Below are 18,554 nucleotides of genomic sequence, written 5' to 3'. Positions count from 1 at the left end.
CATCACCGCGGGCAAGGCCGACATCAGCGGCATGCCGGCGGAGCTGCGCCCGCTGCTGAAGGCCGCCTTCCAGCGCAACCCGGCCAAGCGGCCCAAGGCTGCCGAGCTGGCCGAGCAGCTCGCCCGGATGCTGCCCGGCCCGGCTTCCGGCGGCTCGTCCGTCGGCTTGCCCGACGAGATCTCGACCGTGCCGCGCCCCGGCGAGCCCGCCGTGATCCCGGGCCCGCCGCCGCTGGTGACGGAGAGGCCGTCCTACGAGGTGTCGACGCCGCCGGTGACCCCGAAGCGGCTGCTCGACGGGCCCGACACGCCGGTCACGCCGCAGCCGGAGCAGCAGTACATCTCGCTGCTGCCCGGCCAGCCCGACCCGTGGCCGACGCGCAGGGTGCCGCCGGAGGAGCTGCGGCAGATCCAGCGCGAGGCCGGCCTCTACCCGCCGCAGTCGCCGCCGGCCGGCGGCAACGGGCCGGCGATCCCGGCGCAGGGCGAGGCCGACGTGCCCACCAGGCGGGTGCGGTCCGACTCGCCCGAATACCGCAGGCTCACCCAGAGCCCGCACCTCGGCCCGGGCGCGGGCGCGGGCGCCAACCTGGGCACGGCTCCGAGCGTCGGCTCGGGTCCGAACGCGGGCTCCGGCCTCAACCTGAGCTCGGGGCCGAACCTGGGCTCGGGGCCGAGTCTGGGCTCCGGTCCGAACCTGGCGCCGGGCCTGGCTCCCGGGCTGAACCCCGGGCGCCCCGACGTGCCCGACTACGGCCGCCCCGCGGCGGGGGCCGACGGCCACGACTACGGCCGCCCCAACCCCGTCCCGGTGCAGCCGCCGCCGTACATCCCGGCCCAGCCCCACTTCCCGCCGCAGCCGACCAAGCGCGACCCGTACGCGCCGGGCGCGCCGCAGGGCAGGCTGCTGCAGCGTTCCAAGGCCTACGGCGTGGCCGGCGCGATGCTGCTGGTCCTGATGATCGTGGCGGCCGTGCTGGCCCCGGTGCCGGTCGCGGTGGTGGCGATCCCGGTCGCGATCCTGCTGCGCGCGGCCGACCTGGCCCAGCCGCAGCTCGCGGCCCGCAGGGCGGCGGGGGCGGCGGCGCTCGACGTGCTGCGCGTGCTCGCCTACCCGGCGGCGCTGGCCAAGTCGGCGGGCATCACGCTGGCCCTGGTGCTCTACGCGCTCATCCTGGGCCTGCCGGTGACGCTGCTGCTCACCGTGGTGGCCGGGATGAGCTCCTCCTACGCCCTGGCGTGGGGCGCCGCGATCGCGCTGTGGACGATCTGCGCGGGCCCGGGAGTCGAAGGCCCGGGCAAGCAGATGCGCAGAACGCTCGCATCGCTCGTACCCTCGAGAACAGTGGCGATGGTGATGGCGGGAGTGCTCGCGGCGGGTGCCGCGCTCTCGCTGACCCTCGCCTACGGCACATTCGGGGAACAACCTGAGGGGGAGCCCGTATGGACTCCGCTGGAGATCGACGCGGTGGTCGAGCAGCTCGACACGCTAGGGGGGAAGTCCGGGGGATGACGCGGGGAAGGTGGCGATGAGCACCCAAGCACCAGAACGCCTCGGCCCATATCGCCTGGTCAGGAAGATCGGCGAGGGCGGCATGGGGGTCGTCCACCTCGGCCTCGACGGCGAGGGGCGCGAAGTCGCCATCAAGGTCCTGCACCCCCATGTGGCCGCCGACCTCAAGGCGCGCGACCGGCTCACGCGCGAGGTCGAGACGATGCGCCGGGTGCGCAGCCCGTACGTCGCGGAGGTGATCGACGCCGAGCTCGTCGGCAACCAGCCGTACGTGGTGACGCGCTTCGCCCCCGGCCGCACGCTGGAGGACACCGTCCTGTCGGAGGGCGCGCTCGACGCGCAGCGGCTCATCAGGCTCGCCCAGGGGTTGTGCCAGGCGCTGGTGTCCATCCACGCCGCCGACGTGATCCACCGCGACTTCAAGCCGTCCAACGTCATGCTGGTCGACGACGAGCCGCTGGTCATCGACTTCGGCATCGCCCACCTGGTCAACGCCACCCGGCTGACGCAGACGGGCATGTTCGTCGGCACGCCGGGCTACCTGGCGCCCGAGATCATCCGCGACTCGGAGATCACCCAGGCGGCCGACGTGCACGCGCTGGCCTCGACGGTGTTCTTCGCCGCGACCGGCGCGCCGCCGTTCGGCACGGGAACGTTCGAAGCGGTCTGCTTCAACATCATGGAAGGGCGGGCGCAGATCGACAAGGCGCCCGTGTGGCTGCGCGGCTGGCTGCACCGGGCCCTCCAGGTCGATCCGGCCCTGCGGCCCAGCGCCCAGGAGCTGCTGCGGATGGCCAGGGCGCTCGACCCTTCGGTGACCACGTTCAACGAGGCGTCGTTCGACGGGCCGACGGGCACCAAGCGGGCCCGCGACCGCACCCGGGCCATGGACACCTTCTCCGACCTGCTGCCGCCGGTCGAATACGGGCAGAGCGCGCCGCCCTCACCCACGCCGACGCGCCGCGAGGAGCGGCCGCGGCGCCGGGACGAGCGCCCCCGCCGCGAGGAGCGCCCGCACCGCGAGGAGCGCCCGCCGCCCTACGTGCCGGCGCCCATGCCGGCCAGGCCGGTGCCCCACACCGACCGGCGCGTGGCCGGGCACCCGCCGGCCGACCGGCGGGTGGTGCCGGCGCCGACCTCGCCCGCGCCGGCCCGGCCCTACACGCCGCCCCCGCGCTACACCCCGCCGTCCGAGCGCAAGCGCTACCTGTTCGGCAGCCAGGTCGTCGGCCTGCTGCTGCTGGTCACGCTGGTGGCGCTGACCGTGATGATGCCGGTCATGGCCGGCGCGGTGGCCGTGGCGCTCGCGCTCGTGCTGCGCATCGGCGAATACCTCTTCGGCGACCTGGTCAAACGGCGTCAGGTGCGCGGGAGCAGCGCGGCCGATCCGCTGCTCGCGGTGGTCGGCACGCCGTGGGCGCTGATCAAGTCCGCGCTGGTGACCGTGGTGCACGTGCCGCTGGCGCTGCTGTTCGGCGTCTGCGTCTGGGGCGTGCTCTCGTGGGCCGGGCAGATGGGCGTCAACGAGGCGGCGGCCTACGGGGCCGGAGCCTTCGCCGCGGGCCTGTTCGTGCTGCCGGGCGGCGGCGCGCCGCGCAAGGCCGTCACGCGCACGCTCACCGGCGTGCTGCGCAGCCCGGGCGCCGCGCTGGTCGCGGTCGTGCTGGTGGGCACGGCGGCGTTGTTCGCGGTGATGTTCGCGCTGGGGCAGGAGACGGTGTGGCAGCCGTGGCGGGCGCCGTCGAAGGTCATCGACGACCTGGCCAGCGACGCCAGGCAGAGCACGATCGGGCTGATCACCGGCTTGATCGGCAGTCTGCTCGACGGGCTCGGGCTGGGCTTCCTGAATCCCTGGTCATGAGTGTCCCCGCCGTGCCGCCTGGGGAGAGATGAAGTATGAGCGAGCGCCTCGGCCCTTACCAGCTTCTCTCCCGTCTGGGGGCCGGCGGATTCGGCGAGGTGCACCTGGCGCTCGACCCCGAAGGGCGCACGGTGGCGGTCAAGGTGCTCCATCCGCACGTCGCGGCCGACGGCCTGGCGCTGGCCCGGCTGGCGCGCGAGGTGGAGACCATGCGCCGGGCCGGCGGGCCGCACGTGGCCGAGGTGCTCGACGCCTCGATGCAGGGCGCCAGGCCCTATCTCGTCACCCGTTACGTGCAGGGCCGGCCGCTCAGCGCCGTCCCCGTGCCGGTGGCCGGCCTGCGGCGGCTGGCCGCCGGGCTGGCCGACGCGCTGCGGGCCATGCACGAGGCCGGGGTGGTGCACCGCGACCTCAAGCCGGCCAACGTGATGATGACCGAGGGCGAGCCGGTCGTGATCGACTTCGGCATCGCCAGCGCCCTCGACTCGCTGTCCGTCACGGCCTCGGGCGCGGTGGTGGGCACGCCCGGCTACCTCGCGCCGGAGGTGCTGGAAGGACGGGCCGCGGGCATGGAGGCCGACGTGTTCTCGTTCGGCGCGACGCTGGCGTACGCGGCCACCGGGCGGCAGCCGTACGGGCAGGGCCCGGCCTCCGCCGTCGCCTACCGGGTCGTGCACCATCCGCCCGACCTGGAGGGCGTGCCGAAGTGGCTGGAGCCGCTGTTACTCGACTGCCTGGCCACCGATCCGGCCACCCGGCCCACCGCCGCGCAGATCTGCGCCAGGCTCGACGTCGCGCCGGCCGCCCACGTGCCGCACCGCTTCGACGAGCCGGTCGCGCGGGCCCGCGTGACCGGCGACGACCTGGCGACCAGGGAGTGGCAGCCGGGCGGGAAGGAGCGGCACCGGCGCTCGGTCGAGGAGTCCAGGGCCCGGCACCGGGAGAAGGTGCGCAGGCGCTGGCTGATCGGGTCGGGGCTGTTCGTGTCGCTGCTGGCGGCGGCTGCTCGCGAGCCGCTGCCGGAGGTGTCGCTGTTCCTGCTGGCGGCGTACGCGGTGGGGGTCGTGGCCGACGCCGGGGTGGCGCTGTTCTCGCGCACCCCCTTCCGGCGCGGCCGCCTGGTCGCCGACGCGGCCAGCGTGGTGGGCGCGGTCGGCCTGTGCTTCGGGCTGGCGACGATGTTCAGCACGTTCACGCTGGCGCTGTTCGCGGGCACGGCTCTCGTGGTGGGCGTGGTGTTCCTGCTGTCCGCGTGAGGCTGACCGAATAAAGTTCGGTAGGGTGGGGATGGGTACGGCAGGGCCGCCGGTTTGCGCGTAAGCTACCCATGGGTAACATGACCGCACAACCTCGGCAGACCCTCTGTCGGGAGCCCGCCGGGCACCTGGCAGTCTGGACAGATGCATTCGGCGCCACCGCAGCGAGGCGGCGGCGCACGCGAACTACGGGAGGTCGGCCACCGGCCATGAACATCGTCGTCTGCGTGAAGCAGGTCCCCGACACGGCGACCGAGCGCAAGCTGCGGTCCGATGACAACACGCTCGACCGCGACGCCGTCGACGGCGTGGTCAACGAGCTCGACGAGTACGCCGTCGAAGAGGCGCTGAAGCTCAAGGAGGCCCACGGCGGCGAGGTGACCGTCCTGACCATGGGTCCGGGCAAGGCCACCGAGACGATCCGCAAGGCGCTGGCCATGGGCGCCGACAAGGCCGTCCACCTGAGCGACGACGCGCTGCACGGCTCCGACGCGCTGTCCACCTCGTACGCGATGGCCCAGGTGCTCAAGAAGATCGGGTTCGACCTGGTCATCCTGGGCTCCGAGTCCACCGACGCGCGCACCGGCGTGCTGCCCGCGATGCTGGCCGAGCGGCTGGGCACGCCGCAGCTCACGCTGGCCAACAAGGTCGAGGTCGAGGGCGCCTCGATCACGGTGCAGCGGCTGGCCGACTACGGCTACGACAAGGTCGAGGCCACGCTGCCCGCCGTCGTCTCCGTGGTCGAGAAGATCAACGAGCCCCGCTACCCCTCGTTCAAGGGCATCATGGCGGCCAAGAAGAAGCCGGTCGAGACGCTCGCCATCGGCGACGCCTCCATCGACGCCGCCCAGGTCGGCCTGGCCGCGGCCTGGTCCGAGGTCGTCGACTTCGCGCCCGCCCCGCCGCGCGCGGCCGGCACGATCGTCAAGGACGAGGGCGACGGCGGCGTGAACGCGGCCGACTTCCTGGCGTCCAAGAAGTTCATCTGAGAGCGGGGGTAGAACGCAAAATGTCGGAGATTCTCGTTCTCGTCGAGCAGGCCGAAGGCGAGGTCAAGAAGGTCACGCTGGAGCTGCTGACGCTGGCCCGCTCCCTCGGCACGCCCGCCGCCGTCTGGGCCGGCCCCGGCCTCACGCCCGAGGCCAAGGCCCGGCTCGCCGAATACGGCGCCGAGAAGATCTACGTCGCGCCGTCCAGTGACGTCGTCGACTACGTGGTCGCGCCCAAGGCCGAGCTGCTCGCCCAGCTCGTGACCGCCAAGTCGGCCGCCGCGGTGCTGGTCGCCGCCACGGCCGAGGGCAAGGAGGTCGCCGGCCGGCTGGCCGTCAAGACCGACTCCGGCGTCATCACCGACGCCGTGGGCGTGGGCGACGGCTTCGTGGCCGACCAGTCGATCTTCGGTGGCGGCGTCAACGTGCACTCCCGGGTGCGCAAGGGCACGCCGATCATCGCCGTACGCCCCAACTCCACCGCCCCCGTGGCCGCCGCCGGCGCCGGGACGGAGGAGGAGGTCTCGGTCACCCTGTCCGACGCCGCCAAGGCCGCCCGCGTGGTCGAGCGGGTCAAGCAGGAGAAGGGCGCCCGCCCCGAGCTGACCGAGGCCGCCATCGTGGTCTCCGGCGGCCGCGGCGTGGGCTCGGCCGAGAACTTCTCGGTCATCGAGGGCCTGGCCGACGCCCTGGGCGCGGCCGTGGGCGCCTCGCGCGCCGCCACGGACGCGGGCTGGTACCCGCACCAGTTCCAGGTCGGCCAGACGGGCAAGACCGTCTCGCCGCAGCTCTACATCGCGGCCGGCATCTCCGGGGCCATCCAGCACCGGGCCGGCATGCAGACGGCGAAGACGATCGTGGCCATCAACAAGGACCCCGAGGCCCCGATCTTCGAGCTGGCCGACTACGGCGTGGTGGGCGACCTGCACCAGGTCGTGCCCCAGCTCACCGAGGAGATCAACAAGCGCAAGTAGCGCATGCGGCTTGCCACCACCCGTGGCAAGCCGCATTCGTCTTCACGCTATGAGGCCGGGTGCGGGGAGGCCGGGGCCGTCCAGCTCGTCAGGAGGCGGAGGGCCTCGGCGGTCGGGGAGCCGGGCTCGACGTTGTAGACGCACAACGTCTGGTCGGGGTCTCCGGGCGGCTGGAGGGACTCGTAGGAGAAGCGCAGCTCGCCGACGAGCGGATGGTGGTAGGTCTTCGTGCCGTGGGTGCGGCGCAGCACCTTGTGGTCGTTCCACCAGGCGCTGAACTCCGGGGAGCGCAGGGTCAGCTCGCCCACCAGGTCGGCGAGGCGGCGGTCGTGGGGGTGGCGGCCGGCTTCGAGCCGCAGCACGGCGACCGTCTCCGAGGCGATCCGCTCCCAGTCGCCGGTGCGCTCGCGGGCCGCCGGGTCGAGCAGGTAATACCTGGCCAGGTTGCGCTGCGTCGCGGGCAGGGCGTCGAAGTCGGTCAGCACCTCGCGGGCCAGGCGATTGGCGGCCAGCACGTCGGTGCGGCGGCCGAGGACGAAGGCCGGCACGTGGTCGAGGGTCTGCAGCATGAGGTGCAGCCCCGGCCTGACCCGTTGCGGGCTGATGGGTGCGTGCCGGGCGGGGCGGGCCAGCAGGTCCGTCAGGTGCTCGCGCTCGGCGGGATCGAGCTGGAGCGCGCGGGCGATGGCCTCGGTCACCTCGGGTGAGGGGTTGCCGGCACGGCCCTGCTCCAGCCGCGTGTAGTACTCGGTGCTGACCCCGGCCAGCCGGGCCACCTCGTCACGGCGGAGACCGGGCACGCGGCGGGTGCGGCCGTCGGCGGGCAGCCCCGTCAGGTCCGGAGTGATCCGGGCCCGGCGCGAGCGCAGGAAGTCGGCGAGTTCGCGGCTGCGGTCCATGCCCCCAGTGTGACCCGCCGCGCGGGCCCGCTGTGCCGCCCGGGTGGCCCTGCCGGTACCTGTCTCGCGAGGACCTGCCTGGTCAGGGCGCGTTCGGACCCCCTGAGAGGGGTTCCGCGGCTGGTGTGCTTGTGGAGGAACGCGGCGACCGGCCGCGGATGAGACCCTGAAGGGGCGTACACCATGAGCACCACTTCCCTCACCGGCCGCGTGGCCGTCATCACCGGCGCCTCCAGCGGGATCGGCGAGGCCACGGCCGAGCACCTGGCGGGGCTGGGCGCGAGCGTCGCCGTGCTGGCGCGGCGCGCGGAGCGGCTGGACGACCTGGTGGCCAGGATCGAGCGGGCCGGGGGCCGGGCGCTGGCGCTGGCGGCCGACGTCACCGACGCGGCGGCGGTGCGTGCCGCCGCCGACCGGGTGGCGGCCGAGCTGGGCGGCGCCGACCTGCTGTTCAACAACGCGGGCGTCATGCTGCCCGCCCCGGTCGAGGAGCTGCCCACCGACCAGTGGCAGCACCAGATCGACCTCAACATCACGGGCCTGATGAACGTGATCGGCGCGTTCGTCCCGCAGCTCGTCGCGGCTGCCGGTGAGCGCGGGGTGGCCGACCTGATCAACACCTCGTCGATCGCGGCCCAGAACATCTTCCCGAACTTCGCCGTCTACTCCGGCACCAAGGCGTTCGTCACGCACCTGTCGCGGCACCTGCGGACGGAGCTGGGCCCCAAGAACGTGCGCGTCTCGGCGATCGAGCCGGGCATCGTCGGCACCGAGCTGCAGTCCCACGTCACCGACGAGGGCGCGCGGGCGTGGCTGGAGGGCTCCAGGCAGACGACGGAGTGGCTCACGCCGCAGGACGTCGCGCGGACGATCGGGTTCCTGGCAAGCCTGCCGCCGCGGGCGAACCTCCAGCAGGTCACCATCATGCCCACCGGGCAGCCCGCCTGACGCCCGCGACGGGCGCGGGTCACGAGGCGTCCCGGGCGGCCGGCGCGGGGGGCGCGACGTGCCGGGTGATCGCCGCCACCCGGTCCGCCAGCGGGCCGGGGGCGATCGGCACGCACGCGTAGCCCAGCTCCGCGTAGGCGTCCCGGTGGACCCGCTCGAAGCGCAGCGACTCCTCGTAGGTGATCCGCCGCGCCTCGGTCGGCGTGACGAACCCGAGGTTCTCCACGAAGAAGACGGTCGGCTCGTAGATGCGCCGCTCCCGGATGCGCTCCAGCTCCGCGGCGAGCTCCGGCCCGACCGGATGGCCGAGGTACGTGGCCAGGGCGTAGGTGCAGACGGGGGAGCGATCGTAGATCTGCACCGCGCCGGGCAGCGAAGCGGCCCGCTCCTGCCGCCGCCGTTGCAGGGCGGCGACCTGCCCCACGAAGGACGGCTCGGTCCACGGCTCGGCCTCGCCCTGGGCCTGGCGCAGGGCGATGACGTCGGTCGCGGCCTCCTCGACGACGGGATAGCCGTCGCATTCGAGCCGGCGCAGGATCGCCGTCTTCCCGGCGCCGGGCGCGCCGGTCAGGATGTAACGCCTCATCACTCACTTTCCCTGTTCTTCTGCGGCGGGCAGTCTGATCTCGAAGGCCGCGCCCCGGCCCGGGGCCGAGCGCAGCTCCACCCGCCCGCCGTGCGCCGCCACGATGGAGCGCACGATGGCCAGCCCGAGCCCGGCCCCGCCGGTGGCCCTGGCCCGCGACCCGTCGGTGCGGTAGAAGCGGTCGAAGACCTTCGACGCCTCCTCCGGCTCCAGCCCCGGCCCCTCGTCCGCGATCACCAGCACCGACTCCCCGCCGTCCGTGCCCACCCCGATTCGGACCGGCGTGCCCGGGGGCGTGTGGGTGACGGCGTTGCCGACCAGATTGCTGACCACCTGCCGCAGCCGGGCCTCGTCGCCCAGCACCGGCGCGCCGGCCGGGGAGCCGCCGGCAGGGCCGGTGAACGCGATGGGCCGGGCCGGGTCGAGGGCGGCGAAGTCGTGGCGGGCGTCGGCGGCCAGCGTGCGCAGATCCATCGGGGTCAGGTCGAGGCCTGGCCCCTCGCTCTCGTCGAGGCCGGCGAGCAGCAGCAGGTCGTCGACCAGCTTGGCCAGGCGGCCCGACTCGCTCTCGATGCGGGCCATGGCGGGCGCGGCCCGCGTACCCCCCATACGATACAGCTCCGAGAAGCCCTTGATCCCGAACAGCGGCGTGCGCAGCTCGTGGCTGACGTCGGCGACGAACCTGCGCATCCTGGCCTCCGACTCCACCCGGGCGGCCACCCCCTGCTCGATCTGGGCGAGCATCGTGTTCAGCGACCGCGCCAGCCGGCCCAGCTCGGTGTTGTGCGCGGCGGGCTCGGGCACCCGCCTGCTGAGGTCGCCGCCCGCGATGGCCGCCGCCGTCTCCTCCACGCGGCGCAGCGGCGCCAGGCCGGCCCTGATCGCGAACCCGCCCACCAGCGCGAGCACCGCCAGCAGCACCACGCCGGCCACGAGGCAGGCGGCCGCCATCCGGCCGACGGTCTCGTCCACGGCCGCCAGCGACACCGCCGCGACGATCCCGGTGTGACCGGCCCGCCGGGCGTTCCCGGCCGGCAGCACCACCGCCCGCCACTCCTCCCCGCCGGCCGCCGCCAAGGTGAACGGCCGCCCGGCGCGGGCCGTGACGTCGGCGGCGGCCAGGCGGGGCAGCGCGGGGGCGTCGCCGACGTCGCCGAACTCGTGCAGCACCGTCCCGTCCGCCGCCAGGTAGCCGGTGTACGCCTTGGAGATCAGGTCGAGCTCGCCCAGCGCGAGCGGGGCGGAGCCGGCCGCCCGGCCGCGCAGCACGGCCAGCAGCTCGGGCGGCACCTCCGACAGCGCCGTGCCCATCGTGCCGAGCTGGACGTCCACCCGGGCCATGAGCTGGGCTTCGAGCTGCCTGACGACCACCGAGCCGATCAGCGCCAGCCCGGCGACGAGCAGCGCGACCGTGATCGCCAGCAGCCGGGCGCGCAGCGACATTTCGGCGATCATGCCTGGGGTCTGCGGAGCAGGTAGCCGACGCCGTGCACGGTGTGGATCAGCCTGGGGGCGCCGCCGGCGTCCAGCTTGCGGCGCAGGTAGCTCACGTACGTGTCCACGATGCTCGTGTCGCCGGCGAAGTCGTAGCGCCACACCTGCTCCAGGATCTGCGCCTTCGGCAGCACCCGCCCGGCGTTGAGCACCAGGTGGTGCAGGAGCCGGAACTCGGTGGGCGACAGCCGTACCGGGCGGCCCGCCCGCCTCACCTGGTGGCTGTCGGGGTCGACCTCCAGGTCCCCGACCACCAGCGTGCGGTCGTCGGGGGCCGCGCCCGTGCGCCGCAGGATGGCCCTGATGCGGGCCAGCAGCTCCTCCAGGTCGAAGGGCTTGGTGACGTAGTCGTCGCCGCCCAGCCGGAGCCCGTTGATCTTGTCGGCCCTGGCGTCGCGGGCGGTCAGGAACAGCACGGGCACCGGGCCGGGGCGTCCCCCCGCCCTGGGCAGGCCGCGCAGGCGGCGGATGACCTCGAACCCGTCGAGGTCGGGCAGCATCACGTCGAGCAGCACCAGGTCGGGCGGGTCGCGCCGGGCCGCCTCCAGCGCCTGCTCGCCGCTGTCGGCCGAGCTCACGGTGAACCCCGCGAAGCGCAGCGTCGCCGACAGCAGCTCCTTGACGGTGGGCTCGTCGTCGACCACCAGCAGCCGTTCGCCCAAGTGAGGCACCTCCCCGGTGTCCAGCGTAATCAGGCGTCCCGGCGCTCGAACCGGGCGAAGGCCGCGACCAGCAGGGCGGCGACGAACGCCACGAACAGCCCGAACGCCGCCGCCGGCGGCAGCCAGGAGGTGCCGTAGAGAGCCTGGAAGGCGGCCGTGCTGGGCCAGAAGTTCTCCATGAGGTCGCGCAGGAAGCCGGGCGAGGACGAGGCGAGGGTGGGCAGCAGGAGGAAGGCGGTGCTGACGTTCACGGCGGCGGCCGTGCCGCGCAGCAGGAAGCCCAGCGCCAGCCCGAACAGCGCCAGCAAAGTGAGCACGACCGGCCCGAGCAGCAGCATGGCCAGGGCGTGCGGGCCGCCCGGCGGGACGGACGGGGCCCCGCCCGCCGCCAGCGTGCTCTGGCCGATCGCGAACATCAGCCACACCGAGGCCACGCTCACCGGCAGGGCGGTCAGCGCGGTGATCCCGGCCTTGGCCGCCATCAGCCGGCCGCGCCTGCCGACGGCGGCCAGGCTGGCGTGCAGGGTCCCAGAGCCGTACTCGGAGGAGGCGACCAGCACGCCCAGCGCGGAGACGAGGAGCTGGCTGATGAACACCCCGCGCATGACCTCCATCAGCGGGTCGAAGTCCAGCCGTTCCTGTGCGGTGGCGGCGGCGTACTCACCGGCCGCCGCGTTGCCGAAGAGCCACCCGGACAGCGCCGACACGACCACGGCCGCCAGCGAGAGCACCATGGTGGCCCTGATGCTGCTGAACTTCGTCCACTCCGCCCTGAGCGCGCCCGTGTCGATCATCGGGCCGCTCCGTACTCGACGGCGTCGCGGGTCAGCTCCATGAACGCCTCCTCCAGGGACACCCGGCGCGTGCTCAACTCGTACAGCGGCACGCTCTCGGCGCAGGCCAGCCGGCCGACGTCGGGCATGCTCATCCCGGTGACCAGCAGCTCCCCGCTCTCGCCCGGCCGCACCTGGGCGCCCGACAGCTCCAGCCGCCGGGCGAAGGCCGCCGCGTCGGGCGTGCGGACGGCCACGGCCGCCCCCGTCTCGGTGAACGCGCCGAGGTCGCCCTCCGCGATGAGCCGCCCCTTGCCGATGACCACCAGCCGGTCCGCGGTCACCGCCATCTCGCTCATCAGGTGGCTGGAGACCAGCACCGTGCGGCCCTCCGCGGCCAGCCCCCGGATGAGCGCGCGGATCCACCGCACGCCCTCCGGGTCCAGCCCGTTGACCGGCTCGTCGAGCAGCAGCACCGGCGGGTCCCCGAGCAGGGCCGCGGCCAGGCCCAGCCGCTGGCTCATGCCCAGCGAGAACGCGCCGGCCCGCCTCCCCGCCGCCGCCGACATCCCCACCCGGTCGAGCACCTCGCCGACGCGGGAGGCCGGCAGGCCGTTCGTCTGGGCCAGGTAGAGCAGGTGCTTGTACGCGGTGCGGCGCGGGTGCACGGCCCGCGCGTCCAGCAGCGAGCCGACCACGCGCAGCGGGTGGCGCAGCTCGTGGTGGGGGCGGCCGTTGACGGTGACCGTGCCGGCGGTGGGCAGGTCGAGGCCGAGGAGCATGCGCATGGTCGTGCTCTTGCCCGCGCCGTTCGGGCCCAGGAAGCCGGTGACGAGGCCGGGCCGTACCGTGAAGGTGAGATCGTCCACGACGAGCTTGTCGCCGTAGCGTTTCGTCAGTCCGTTGAGCTGGATCATGAGATCCAGCGTGCGGCGGGAGGCTGGGGGCGTTCTGAGCGGTTCTGTGAGTTCTCTGTGAGTGGGGCCGCCTGGCGCGGGCGGTTCCGGGAGGGCGGGGCGCCGCCACAGTGGTGGCGCGCGCCGCCGCCGCCCTCGACGCACAGAGAACTCTCAGAGACCCGGGGTGCCGGGTCAGGCGGCGGCTTCGACCCGCTCCCGCGCCGGCAGGGCGCTCGGCGCGGTCCGGTCGGCGCGCGGCAGCAGCCGGGCCGACAGGGCGATCAGCACCCCGAGCACGACGCCGATGCCCAGCGCCGTACGCAGGGATGTGGCGTCCGACAGGAACCCGATCACCACGGGGCCGAGCAGCAGGCCCGCGTACCCCATGGTGCCCGCCTGGGCGATGGCCGGCCCGGGCGCGTCGGTCGCGGTCCCGGCCAGCGACAGCGTCAGCGGCGAGATCGTCGCCACGCCGAGGCCGACGAAGAACATCGCCGACACCGCCACCAGCGCCGCCGGGGCCAGCAGCACGACCGCGAAGAAGCCGCCCGTGGCCAGGCCGGACACGGTCAGCATGCCGCGCACGCCGAACCTGGTGCGCAGCCGGTCACCCGTGAGCCGGGCGATCAGCATGCCCGCCTCGAAGACCGGGTAGCCGAGCGCGGCGACGGCCTCGGGCGCGCCGAGCTCGTCCCGCATGTAGAGGCCGTTCCAGTCGGCGACCGTGCCCTCGACCATGAAGGCGAAGAACATGATCGCGCCGAGCAGGTAGACGATCGGCGGCATGCGGCGCCGTCCGGGCCGCGCGGCGCCGGCCGTCTCGGGCTCGGGCAGGTACGTACGGCCCAGCAGCACCATGACCGGCAGCGAGACCAGGGCGATCAGGGCCACGTTCACCGTGAACGGCAGCCCCAGGGCGATCGCCAGGCTGCCCAGCGCGCCCGCCGAGATGGCGCCGACGCACCAGCCGGCGTGCATGCCGTTCATGAGCGGACGCCCGTACGCCTGCTCGACGGCGGAGCCCTGGGCGTTCATGGCGACGTCCACGGTGCCGAAGGCCATGCCGAAGACCGCCACGGCCGCGAGGAGCAGGGGCAGGTCGGGGGCCAGGGCCACGCCGAGGAGGCCGAGCGCCGTCAGTGGACCACCTGCCCGCAGCACCGCCCGGCTGCCCACGCGCGCCATGACGCGCCGCATGGACTGCATCGTCACCAGAGCGCCCAGGCCCCAGACCAGCAGGATGGTCCCGACCATCGCCTCGGACAGGCCGAGTTTGTCGGTCAGGGCGGGGATGCGCACGGTCATCGTGCCCACCATCAGGCCGGCAAGGACAAAGGTGAGGATTGCCCCGTAACGGGCACTCCTCAGCTCGCGGGTCATAAGGCCACACCTCACTGAAGTTCGTTACTTGCTGTACTGAGTCGGGGGGTGTCGTGCCGCGCCACCGCCGACGGCGGCCGGGCACACGCCGGCATGCCACCGGCGACCTGTCGCGCGATGGCATGCGTGACGCCCGCGGCCTTCGCCGGAGCGTGCGCGTCGCGCCGGAGCGCGTGCGGCACCCGGTGGGGCCGTGGACGTGTTCGCCCGTGCCCGGGTGTCGACGTGTGACGTCCGGGCGGCGCGCCGGGACGGCACGCGGAAGCGCGCGCGTCAGGGCGTCACGTCCGGGCGCCGCACGTCGGGCGCCGGGCAGGCGACGGCCCCGTCACGCGGAGCCGGAAGGGGGTGAAAGGGGTGGGAAGGGGAGCTGTCAGGCGGGCGAGGGTTTGATGAGCGCTCTGAGGTGGCGCTCCAGATCCTGGAGGTCGTCCTCGGAGTTGAGCTCCGGGTCGTGGCTGGCCACGTCCCACAGCCCCTCGCACGCGAGGCGGACGATCTGCGAGGCTCTCGGGTCGGGCTCGTCGCCCAGCCCCTCGCGATGCCAGCGGGCCATGGCCTCGCGCAGCGGCGCGAGCAGGAACAGGTTGCCCGACGCGCCGGTCACGATCGCCCATCGTCGCAGGCGGCCGGAGCGGACGGCGGCCAGTGTCGCGCCGACGTAGCGCCCGGTGTAGGTGTCGTCGGGCTGCGCGGCCATCAACTGGTCGAAGTCGTCGATCAGCCGCTCCACCATGGCCTTGATGAGGGCCTCTTTGGAGCTGAAGTGATAGAGCAGGCCGCCCTTGCTCACGCCCGCCCGGTCCGCCACGGCGGCCAGGGTGAGCGCGGCCGAGCCCTGGTCGCAGAGGAGGTCCTCCGCGGCGTCCAAAAGCTCGTCCCTTCGCATGCCTCAACTGTACCGTCCGGACGGTACAGTTGCAAACGAGATACCCTGAGCACGTGACCAGACCGTCGGCCTACCTTGATCATGCGGCGACCACCCCCATGCTGCCCGAAGCGATCGAGGCCATGACGGAACAACTCAAACGCGTCGGCAATGCTTCCTCGCTGCACGCGGCCGGTCGCCGGGTGCGCAGGGTGGTCGAGGAGTCACGCGAGACGATCGCCCAGGCGCTCGGCGCCCGGCCCAGCGAGGTCGTGTTCACCTCGGGCGGCACCGAGGCCGACAACCTGGCGATCAAGGGGCTCTACTGGGCGCGCCGCCCGCGCCGGCGCGTGCTGATCAGCTCCGTGGAGCACCACGCCGCGCTCGACCCGGCCCACTGGCTGGCCGACAGCCAGGGCGCCGAGGTGGAGCTGCTGCCGGTGGACGAGCACGGCCGGGTGCGCCCCGAGACGCTGCGGGCCGCCATCGAGCGCGACCCCGGCGACGTGGCCATGGTCAGCGTCATGTGGGCCAACAACGAGGTCGGCACCGTCCAGCCGGTCAACGTGCTGGCCGCCATCGCGCACGACCACGGCATCCCGTTCCACACCGACGCGGTGCAGGCGGTGGGGCAGCTGCCCGTGTCGTTCTCCGGCTCGGGGGCCGACGCCCTCACCCTGACCGGGCACAAGATCGGCGGCCCGATGGGGGTCGGCGCGCTGCTGCTGGCCAGGGGCCTGACGCCGGTCTCCGTCCAGCACGGCGGGGGCCAGGAGCGCGACGTGCGCTCCGGCACACTCGACGCGCCCGCCATCGCGGGGTTCGCCGCCGCCGTCAGCACCGCCGTGCGCGAGCAGGAGCGGCTCGGCCGCCACCTGAGCGAGCTGCGCGACGAGCTGATCAGGCGCGTCCGCGAGGCCGTGCCCGACGTGGTGCTCAACGGCGACCCCGGCGACCGGCTGCCGGGCAACGCCCACTTCTCCTTCCCCGGCTGCGAGGGCGACGCGCTGCTCATGCTGCTCGACGCCAAGGGCGTGGAGTGCTCGACCGGGTCGGCCTGCTCGGCGGGCGTGGCGCAGCCGTCTCACGTGCTGCTGGCCATGGGCGCCGACGCGGCGGCGGCGCGCGGCTCGCTGCGCTTCACGCTCGGGCACACCTCGACGCGCGACGATGTGGACCGCCTGATCGAGGTGCTCCCCGCCGCCGTCGAACGCGCCCGCCGCGCCGGCCTCGGCTGACTTTCACCGGCCGGCATCAGCCGGCCCGGCGGTCAGGTCAGGAAGGGGGCGATCGCGGTCCAGGCGGGGTCGGCGGAGACGTCGACCCGCGGCTCGCCCTCCTCCCAGCCCACGATCAGCTCCTTGGCGTGCACGGCGGCCTCGCTCGCCGGATCGGCGTAGACGTGGATGATCCGATGCCCCTCCGCGCTCAGGTGCGCGGCCAGCAGGGCGTCGTCGCGCAGCTTGAGCAGGCGGGCGGCCAGGCGCTCCTCGAAGTCGCGCAGCGCGGCCAGCGAGTCGCCGACGGGCAGGCCGCTCTCGTCGCGGTGCGTGTACGGGAGAGTGATCATGATGTGCTGGTCGAGCAGCGGGTGGTCCACCGGGCGCAGCGGATGGCGGGCCGTGGCGACCAGCGGCGCGCCGCCGCCCGTCTGGCCCTCCATCAGCACCCACTCCTCCTCGGAGTAGCCCGCGGCGAGGTCGGCGACCACGGCCGGCAGGTGCACGGCCGCCACCGAGTCGATCGGCTCGAACGTCACCGCCGTGATCTCGCCCACCCACCTGGCCACGTCGTCCTCGCCGAGCAGCCAGTCGAGGGCCAGCAGCGTGGCCTCCGTGCGGCTCTCCTCGTCGAGCTCGCCGAAGATCGGATGGTAGGCCGAGACGTCGACCCTGGCCTGGTCGCGCGGCACGCGCAGGCCCAGCTTCAGCTTGTCGAGCGCGAACCCGAAGCCGCCCACGTCGAACGTGAGCTCCATCGCCTGCGCGTGGGCCTGCCGCGACGGGTGGAACTCCCACAGCAGGTTGGACGGCGGCGCCGCCTTGGCCCAGCGGTGCGCCAGCGAGCGCAGCTCGGCGTCGCCCGCCGCGGTCACCACCAGCGCGTGCGCGGCCTCCTTGCCGGGCGCCACCTCCCAGACCAGCCCGGGGTGGATCGCGGCGACCGCCGGGGCGAGCCACTCCTCCAGCCCCCCGGCCTCGCCCGCGGCCACCAGGGAGTCGAGCCGCGGCCTGGTCTCCTGCCACCACGCCCAGAACCCGGCGATGGCCTCGGCCGGCCCACCGGCCCCTTCGTCTGCGTCCTTGCGCCCGAACAGTCGCATGGTCGAATACTTCCAGACCGAGGGCATGGTCGCGCACTCCCGGCAGGACAGTACGCTGGAACGGTCATGGGACTGCGTGTGCTTGCCGCCATGTCGGGCGGCGTCGACTCCGCCGTGGCCGCCGCTCGGATCGCCGAGGCCGGTCACGACGTCACTGGTGTGCACCTCGCGCTGTCGGCCAACCCCCAATCCCACCGCACGGGTGCCAGGGGCTGCTGCACGATCGAGGACTCGCGTGACGCGCGGCGCGCCGCCGACGTCATCGGCATCCCCTTCTACGTGTGGGACATGGCGGAGCGGTTCCAGCGCGACGTGGTCGAGGACTTCGTCGCCGAATACGCCGCCGGCCGCACCCCCAACCCCTGCCTGCGCTGCAACGAGAAGATCAAGTTCGCGGCGGTGCTGGACCGCGCGCTGGCCCTGGGCTTCGACGCGGTGGCCACCGGCCACCACGCCAAGCTGGTCGACGGGGTGCTGTCCAGGAGCGTCGACCAGGGCAAGGACCAGTCCTACGTGCTCGGCGTGCTCACCCGCGAGCAGCTCTCCCACGCGATCTTCCCGCTGGGCGACTCGACCAAGGCCGAGGTGCGCGAGGAGGCCGCCAGGCGCGGCCTGACCGTGGCCGACAAGCCCGACAGCCACGACATCTGCTTCATCGCCGACGGTGACACGCGCGGCTTCCTGGCCGGCCGGCTCGGCGCGGCCGAGGGGCCCATCGTCGACCAGAGCGGCGAGGTGGTGGGCAGCCACCAGGGCGCCCACGGGTTCACGGTGGGGCAGCGCAAGGGCCTGCGCATCGACCGGCCGGCCCCCGACGGCAGGCCCCGTTACGTGCTGTCGATCGAGCCGGTGTCCAACACCGTCACGGTCGGGCCGCGTTCGGCGCTGGAGGTCACCACGATCACCTGCGGCCGCCCGGTCTGGAACGGCCCTGACGGCCGCGACGACCTGACCGTGCAGCTCCGGGCGCACGGCGAGGTCTACCCGTGCCGGTTCGAGGAGGGCGCGGAGGGGCTCACGATCGAGCTGGCCCGGCCCGCCACGGGCGTCGCCGCCGGGCAGGCCGCGGTCCTCTACTCCGGGGCCACCGTCATCGGCTCGGCCACCATCATGTCCGCCGCCTGAGCGG

The 18,554-nt window shown here is 73.8% G+C and carries 17 protein-coding genes; 8 read left to right on the top strand and 9 right to left on the bottom strand.

The window, feature by feature from the left end:
- From IO39_RS55955 to IO39_RS08290, 5 genes are all read left to right on the top strand, one after another.
- On the top strand, positions 1-1,513 hold a 1,513-nt coding region (locus IO39_RS55955; protein WP_043618545.1), incomplete at its 5' end, for a serine/threonine-protein kinase.
- Positions 1,514-1,529: 16 nt separating this feature from the next.
- The gene (locus IO39_RS08305) at positions 1,530-3,374 is read left to right on the top strand and encodes a serine/threonine-protein kinase (protein WP_043618542.1); all 1,845 of its coding nucleotides are present in this window, start codon (positions 1,530-1,532) and stop codon (positions 3,372-3,374) included.
- 35 nt (positions 3,375-3,409) lie between these two features.
- Positions 3,410-4,630 (top strand): serine/threonine-protein kinase, encoded by a 1,221-nt coding sequence (locus IO39_RS08300; RefSeq protein ID WP_043618539.1) that lies wholly within the window; start codon positions 3,410-3,412, stop codon positions 4,628-4,630.
- A 209-nt stretch (positions 4,631-4,839) separates the two neighbouring features.
- Positions 4,840-5,619 carry an electron transfer flavoprotein subunit beta/FixA family protein gene (locus IO39_RS08295; RefSeq protein WP_043618536.1) on the top strand — a complete coding sequence of 260 codons (780 nt, stop codon included), beginning with the start codon at positions 4,840-4,842 and terminating at the stop codon, positions 5,617-5,619.
- 20 nt (positions 5,620-5,639) lie between these two features.
- Positions 5,640-6,593 (top strand): electron transfer flavoprotein subunit alpha/FixB family protein, encoded by a 954-nt coding sequence (locus tag IO39_RS08290; protein ID WP_043618533.1) that lies wholly within the window; start codon positions 5,640-5,642, stop codon positions 6,591-6,593.
- Positions 6,594-6,640: 47 nt separating this feature from the next.
- Here IO39_RS08290 and IO39_RS08285 read toward each other — a convergent pair whose 3' ends face one another.
- Positions 6,641-7,492 carry a helix-turn-helix transcriptional regulator gene (locus tag IO39_RS08285; protein WP_043618530.1) on the bottom strand — a complete coding sequence of 284 codons (852 nt, stop codon included), beginning with the start codon at positions 7,490-7,492 and terminating at the stop codon, positions 6,641-6,643.
- Positions 7,493-7,675: 183 nt separating this feature from the next.
- Here IO39_RS08285 and IO39_RS08280 point away from each other — a divergent pair, with 183 nt between their 5' ends.
- Positions 7,676-8,440, top strand: a complete 765-nt coding sequence (locus IO39_RS08280) for an SDR family oxidoreductase (RefSeq protein WP_043618527.1) — start codon at positions 7,676-7,678, stop codon at positions 8,438-8,440.
- A gap of 19 nt (positions 8,441-8,459) precedes the next feature.
- On the opposite strand, the gene IO39_RS08275 is transcribed toward IO39_RS08280, so the two are convergent.
- The 7 genes from IO39_RS08275 to IO39_RS08245 all read right to left on the bottom strand — a co-directional run bounded on the left by IO39_RS08275 (position 8,460) and on the right by IO39_RS08245 (position 15,123).
- The gene (locus IO39_RS08275; RefSeq protein WP_043618681.1) at positions 8,460-9,026 is read right to left on the bottom strand and encodes an AAA family ATPase; all 567 of its coding nucleotides are present in this window, start codon (positions 9,024-9,026) and stop codon (positions 8,460-8,462) included.
- Positions 9,027-9,029: 3 nt separating this feature from the next.
- The gene (locus IO39_RS08270; protein ID WP_043618523.1) at positions 9,030-10,481 is read right to left on the bottom strand and encodes a sensor histidine kinase; all 1,452 of its coding nucleotides are present in this window, start codon (positions 10,479-10,481) and stop codon (positions 9,030-9,032) included.
- Positions 10,478-11,182 carry a response regulator transcription factor gene (locus IO39_RS08265; protein ID WP_043618521.1) on the bottom strand — a complete coding sequence of 235 codons (705 nt, stop codon included), beginning with the start codon at positions 11,180-11,182 and terminating at the stop codon, positions 10,478-10,480. Before IO39_RS08265 ends, IO39_RS08270 begins: the two co-directional genes overlap by 4 nt.
- Positions 11,183-11,211: 29 nt before the next feature.
- Positions 11,212-11,976 carry an ABC transporter permease gene (locus tag IO39_RS08260; RefSeq protein ID WP_043618518.1) on the bottom strand — a complete coding sequence of 255 codons (765 nt, stop codon included), beginning with the start codon at positions 11,974-11,976 and terminating at the stop codon, positions 11,212-11,214.
- Entirely contained in the window at positions 11,973-12,872 is a 900-nt protein-coding gene (locus IO39_RS08255) for an ATP-binding cassette domain-containing protein (protein WP_043618516.1), read from the bottom strand. Before IO39_RS08255 ends, IO39_RS08260 begins: the two co-directional genes overlap by 4 nt.
- Before the next feature lie 174 nt (positions 12,873-13,046).
- On the bottom strand, positions 13,047-14,234 hold the full coding sequence (locus tag IO39_RS08250) for an MFS transporter (RefSeq protein ID WP_043618514.1): 1,188 nt from the start codon (positions 14,232-14,234) through the stop codon (positions 13,047-13,049).
- Between the two features lie 373 nt (positions 14,235-14,607).
- On the bottom strand, positions 14,608-15,123 hold the full coding sequence (locus tag IO39_RS08245; protein ID WP_043618511.1) for a TetR/AcrR family transcriptional regulator: 516 nt from the start codon (positions 15,121-15,123) through the stop codon (positions 14,608-14,610).
- A 53-nt stretch (positions 15,124-15,176) separates the two neighbouring features.
- Between IO39_RS08245 and IO39_RS08240 the strand changes: the two genes are divergently transcribed.
- Positions 15,177-16,340, top strand: a complete 1,164-nt coding sequence (locus IO39_RS08240; RefSeq protein ID WP_281200060.1) for a cysteine desulfurase family protein — start codon at positions 15,177-15,179, stop codon at positions 16,338-16,340.
- 32 nt (positions 16,341-16,372) lie between these two features.
- On the opposite strand, the gene IO39_RS08235 is transcribed toward IO39_RS08240, so the two are convergent.
- Complete coding sequence (locus tag IO39_RS08235; RefSeq protein ID WP_043618679.1) at positions 16,373-17,425, bottom strand: DUF695 domain-containing protein; 1,053 nt, start codon at positions 17,423-17,425, stop codon at positions 16,373-16,375.
- A 66-nt stretch (positions 17,426-17,491) separates the two neighbouring features.
- Between IO39_RS08235 and mnmA the strand changes: the two genes are divergently transcribed.
- Positions 17,492-18,550 (top strand): tRNA 2-thiouridine(34) synthase MnmA, encoded by a 1,059-nt coding sequence (gene mnmA / locus IO39_RS08230; protein WP_211266935.1) that lies wholly within the window; start codon positions 17,492-17,494, stop codon positions 18,548-18,550.
- Positions 18,551-18,554 lie beyond the last annotated feature (4 nt).

The sequence above is a fragment of the Nonomuraea candida genome (assembly GCF_000725485.1).
Lineage (GTDB): Bacteria > Actinomycetota > Actinomycetes > Streptosporangiales > Streptosporangiaceae > Nonomuraea > Nonomuraea candida.
This window is presented reverse-complemented; position numbering and strand designations above follow the sequence as displayed.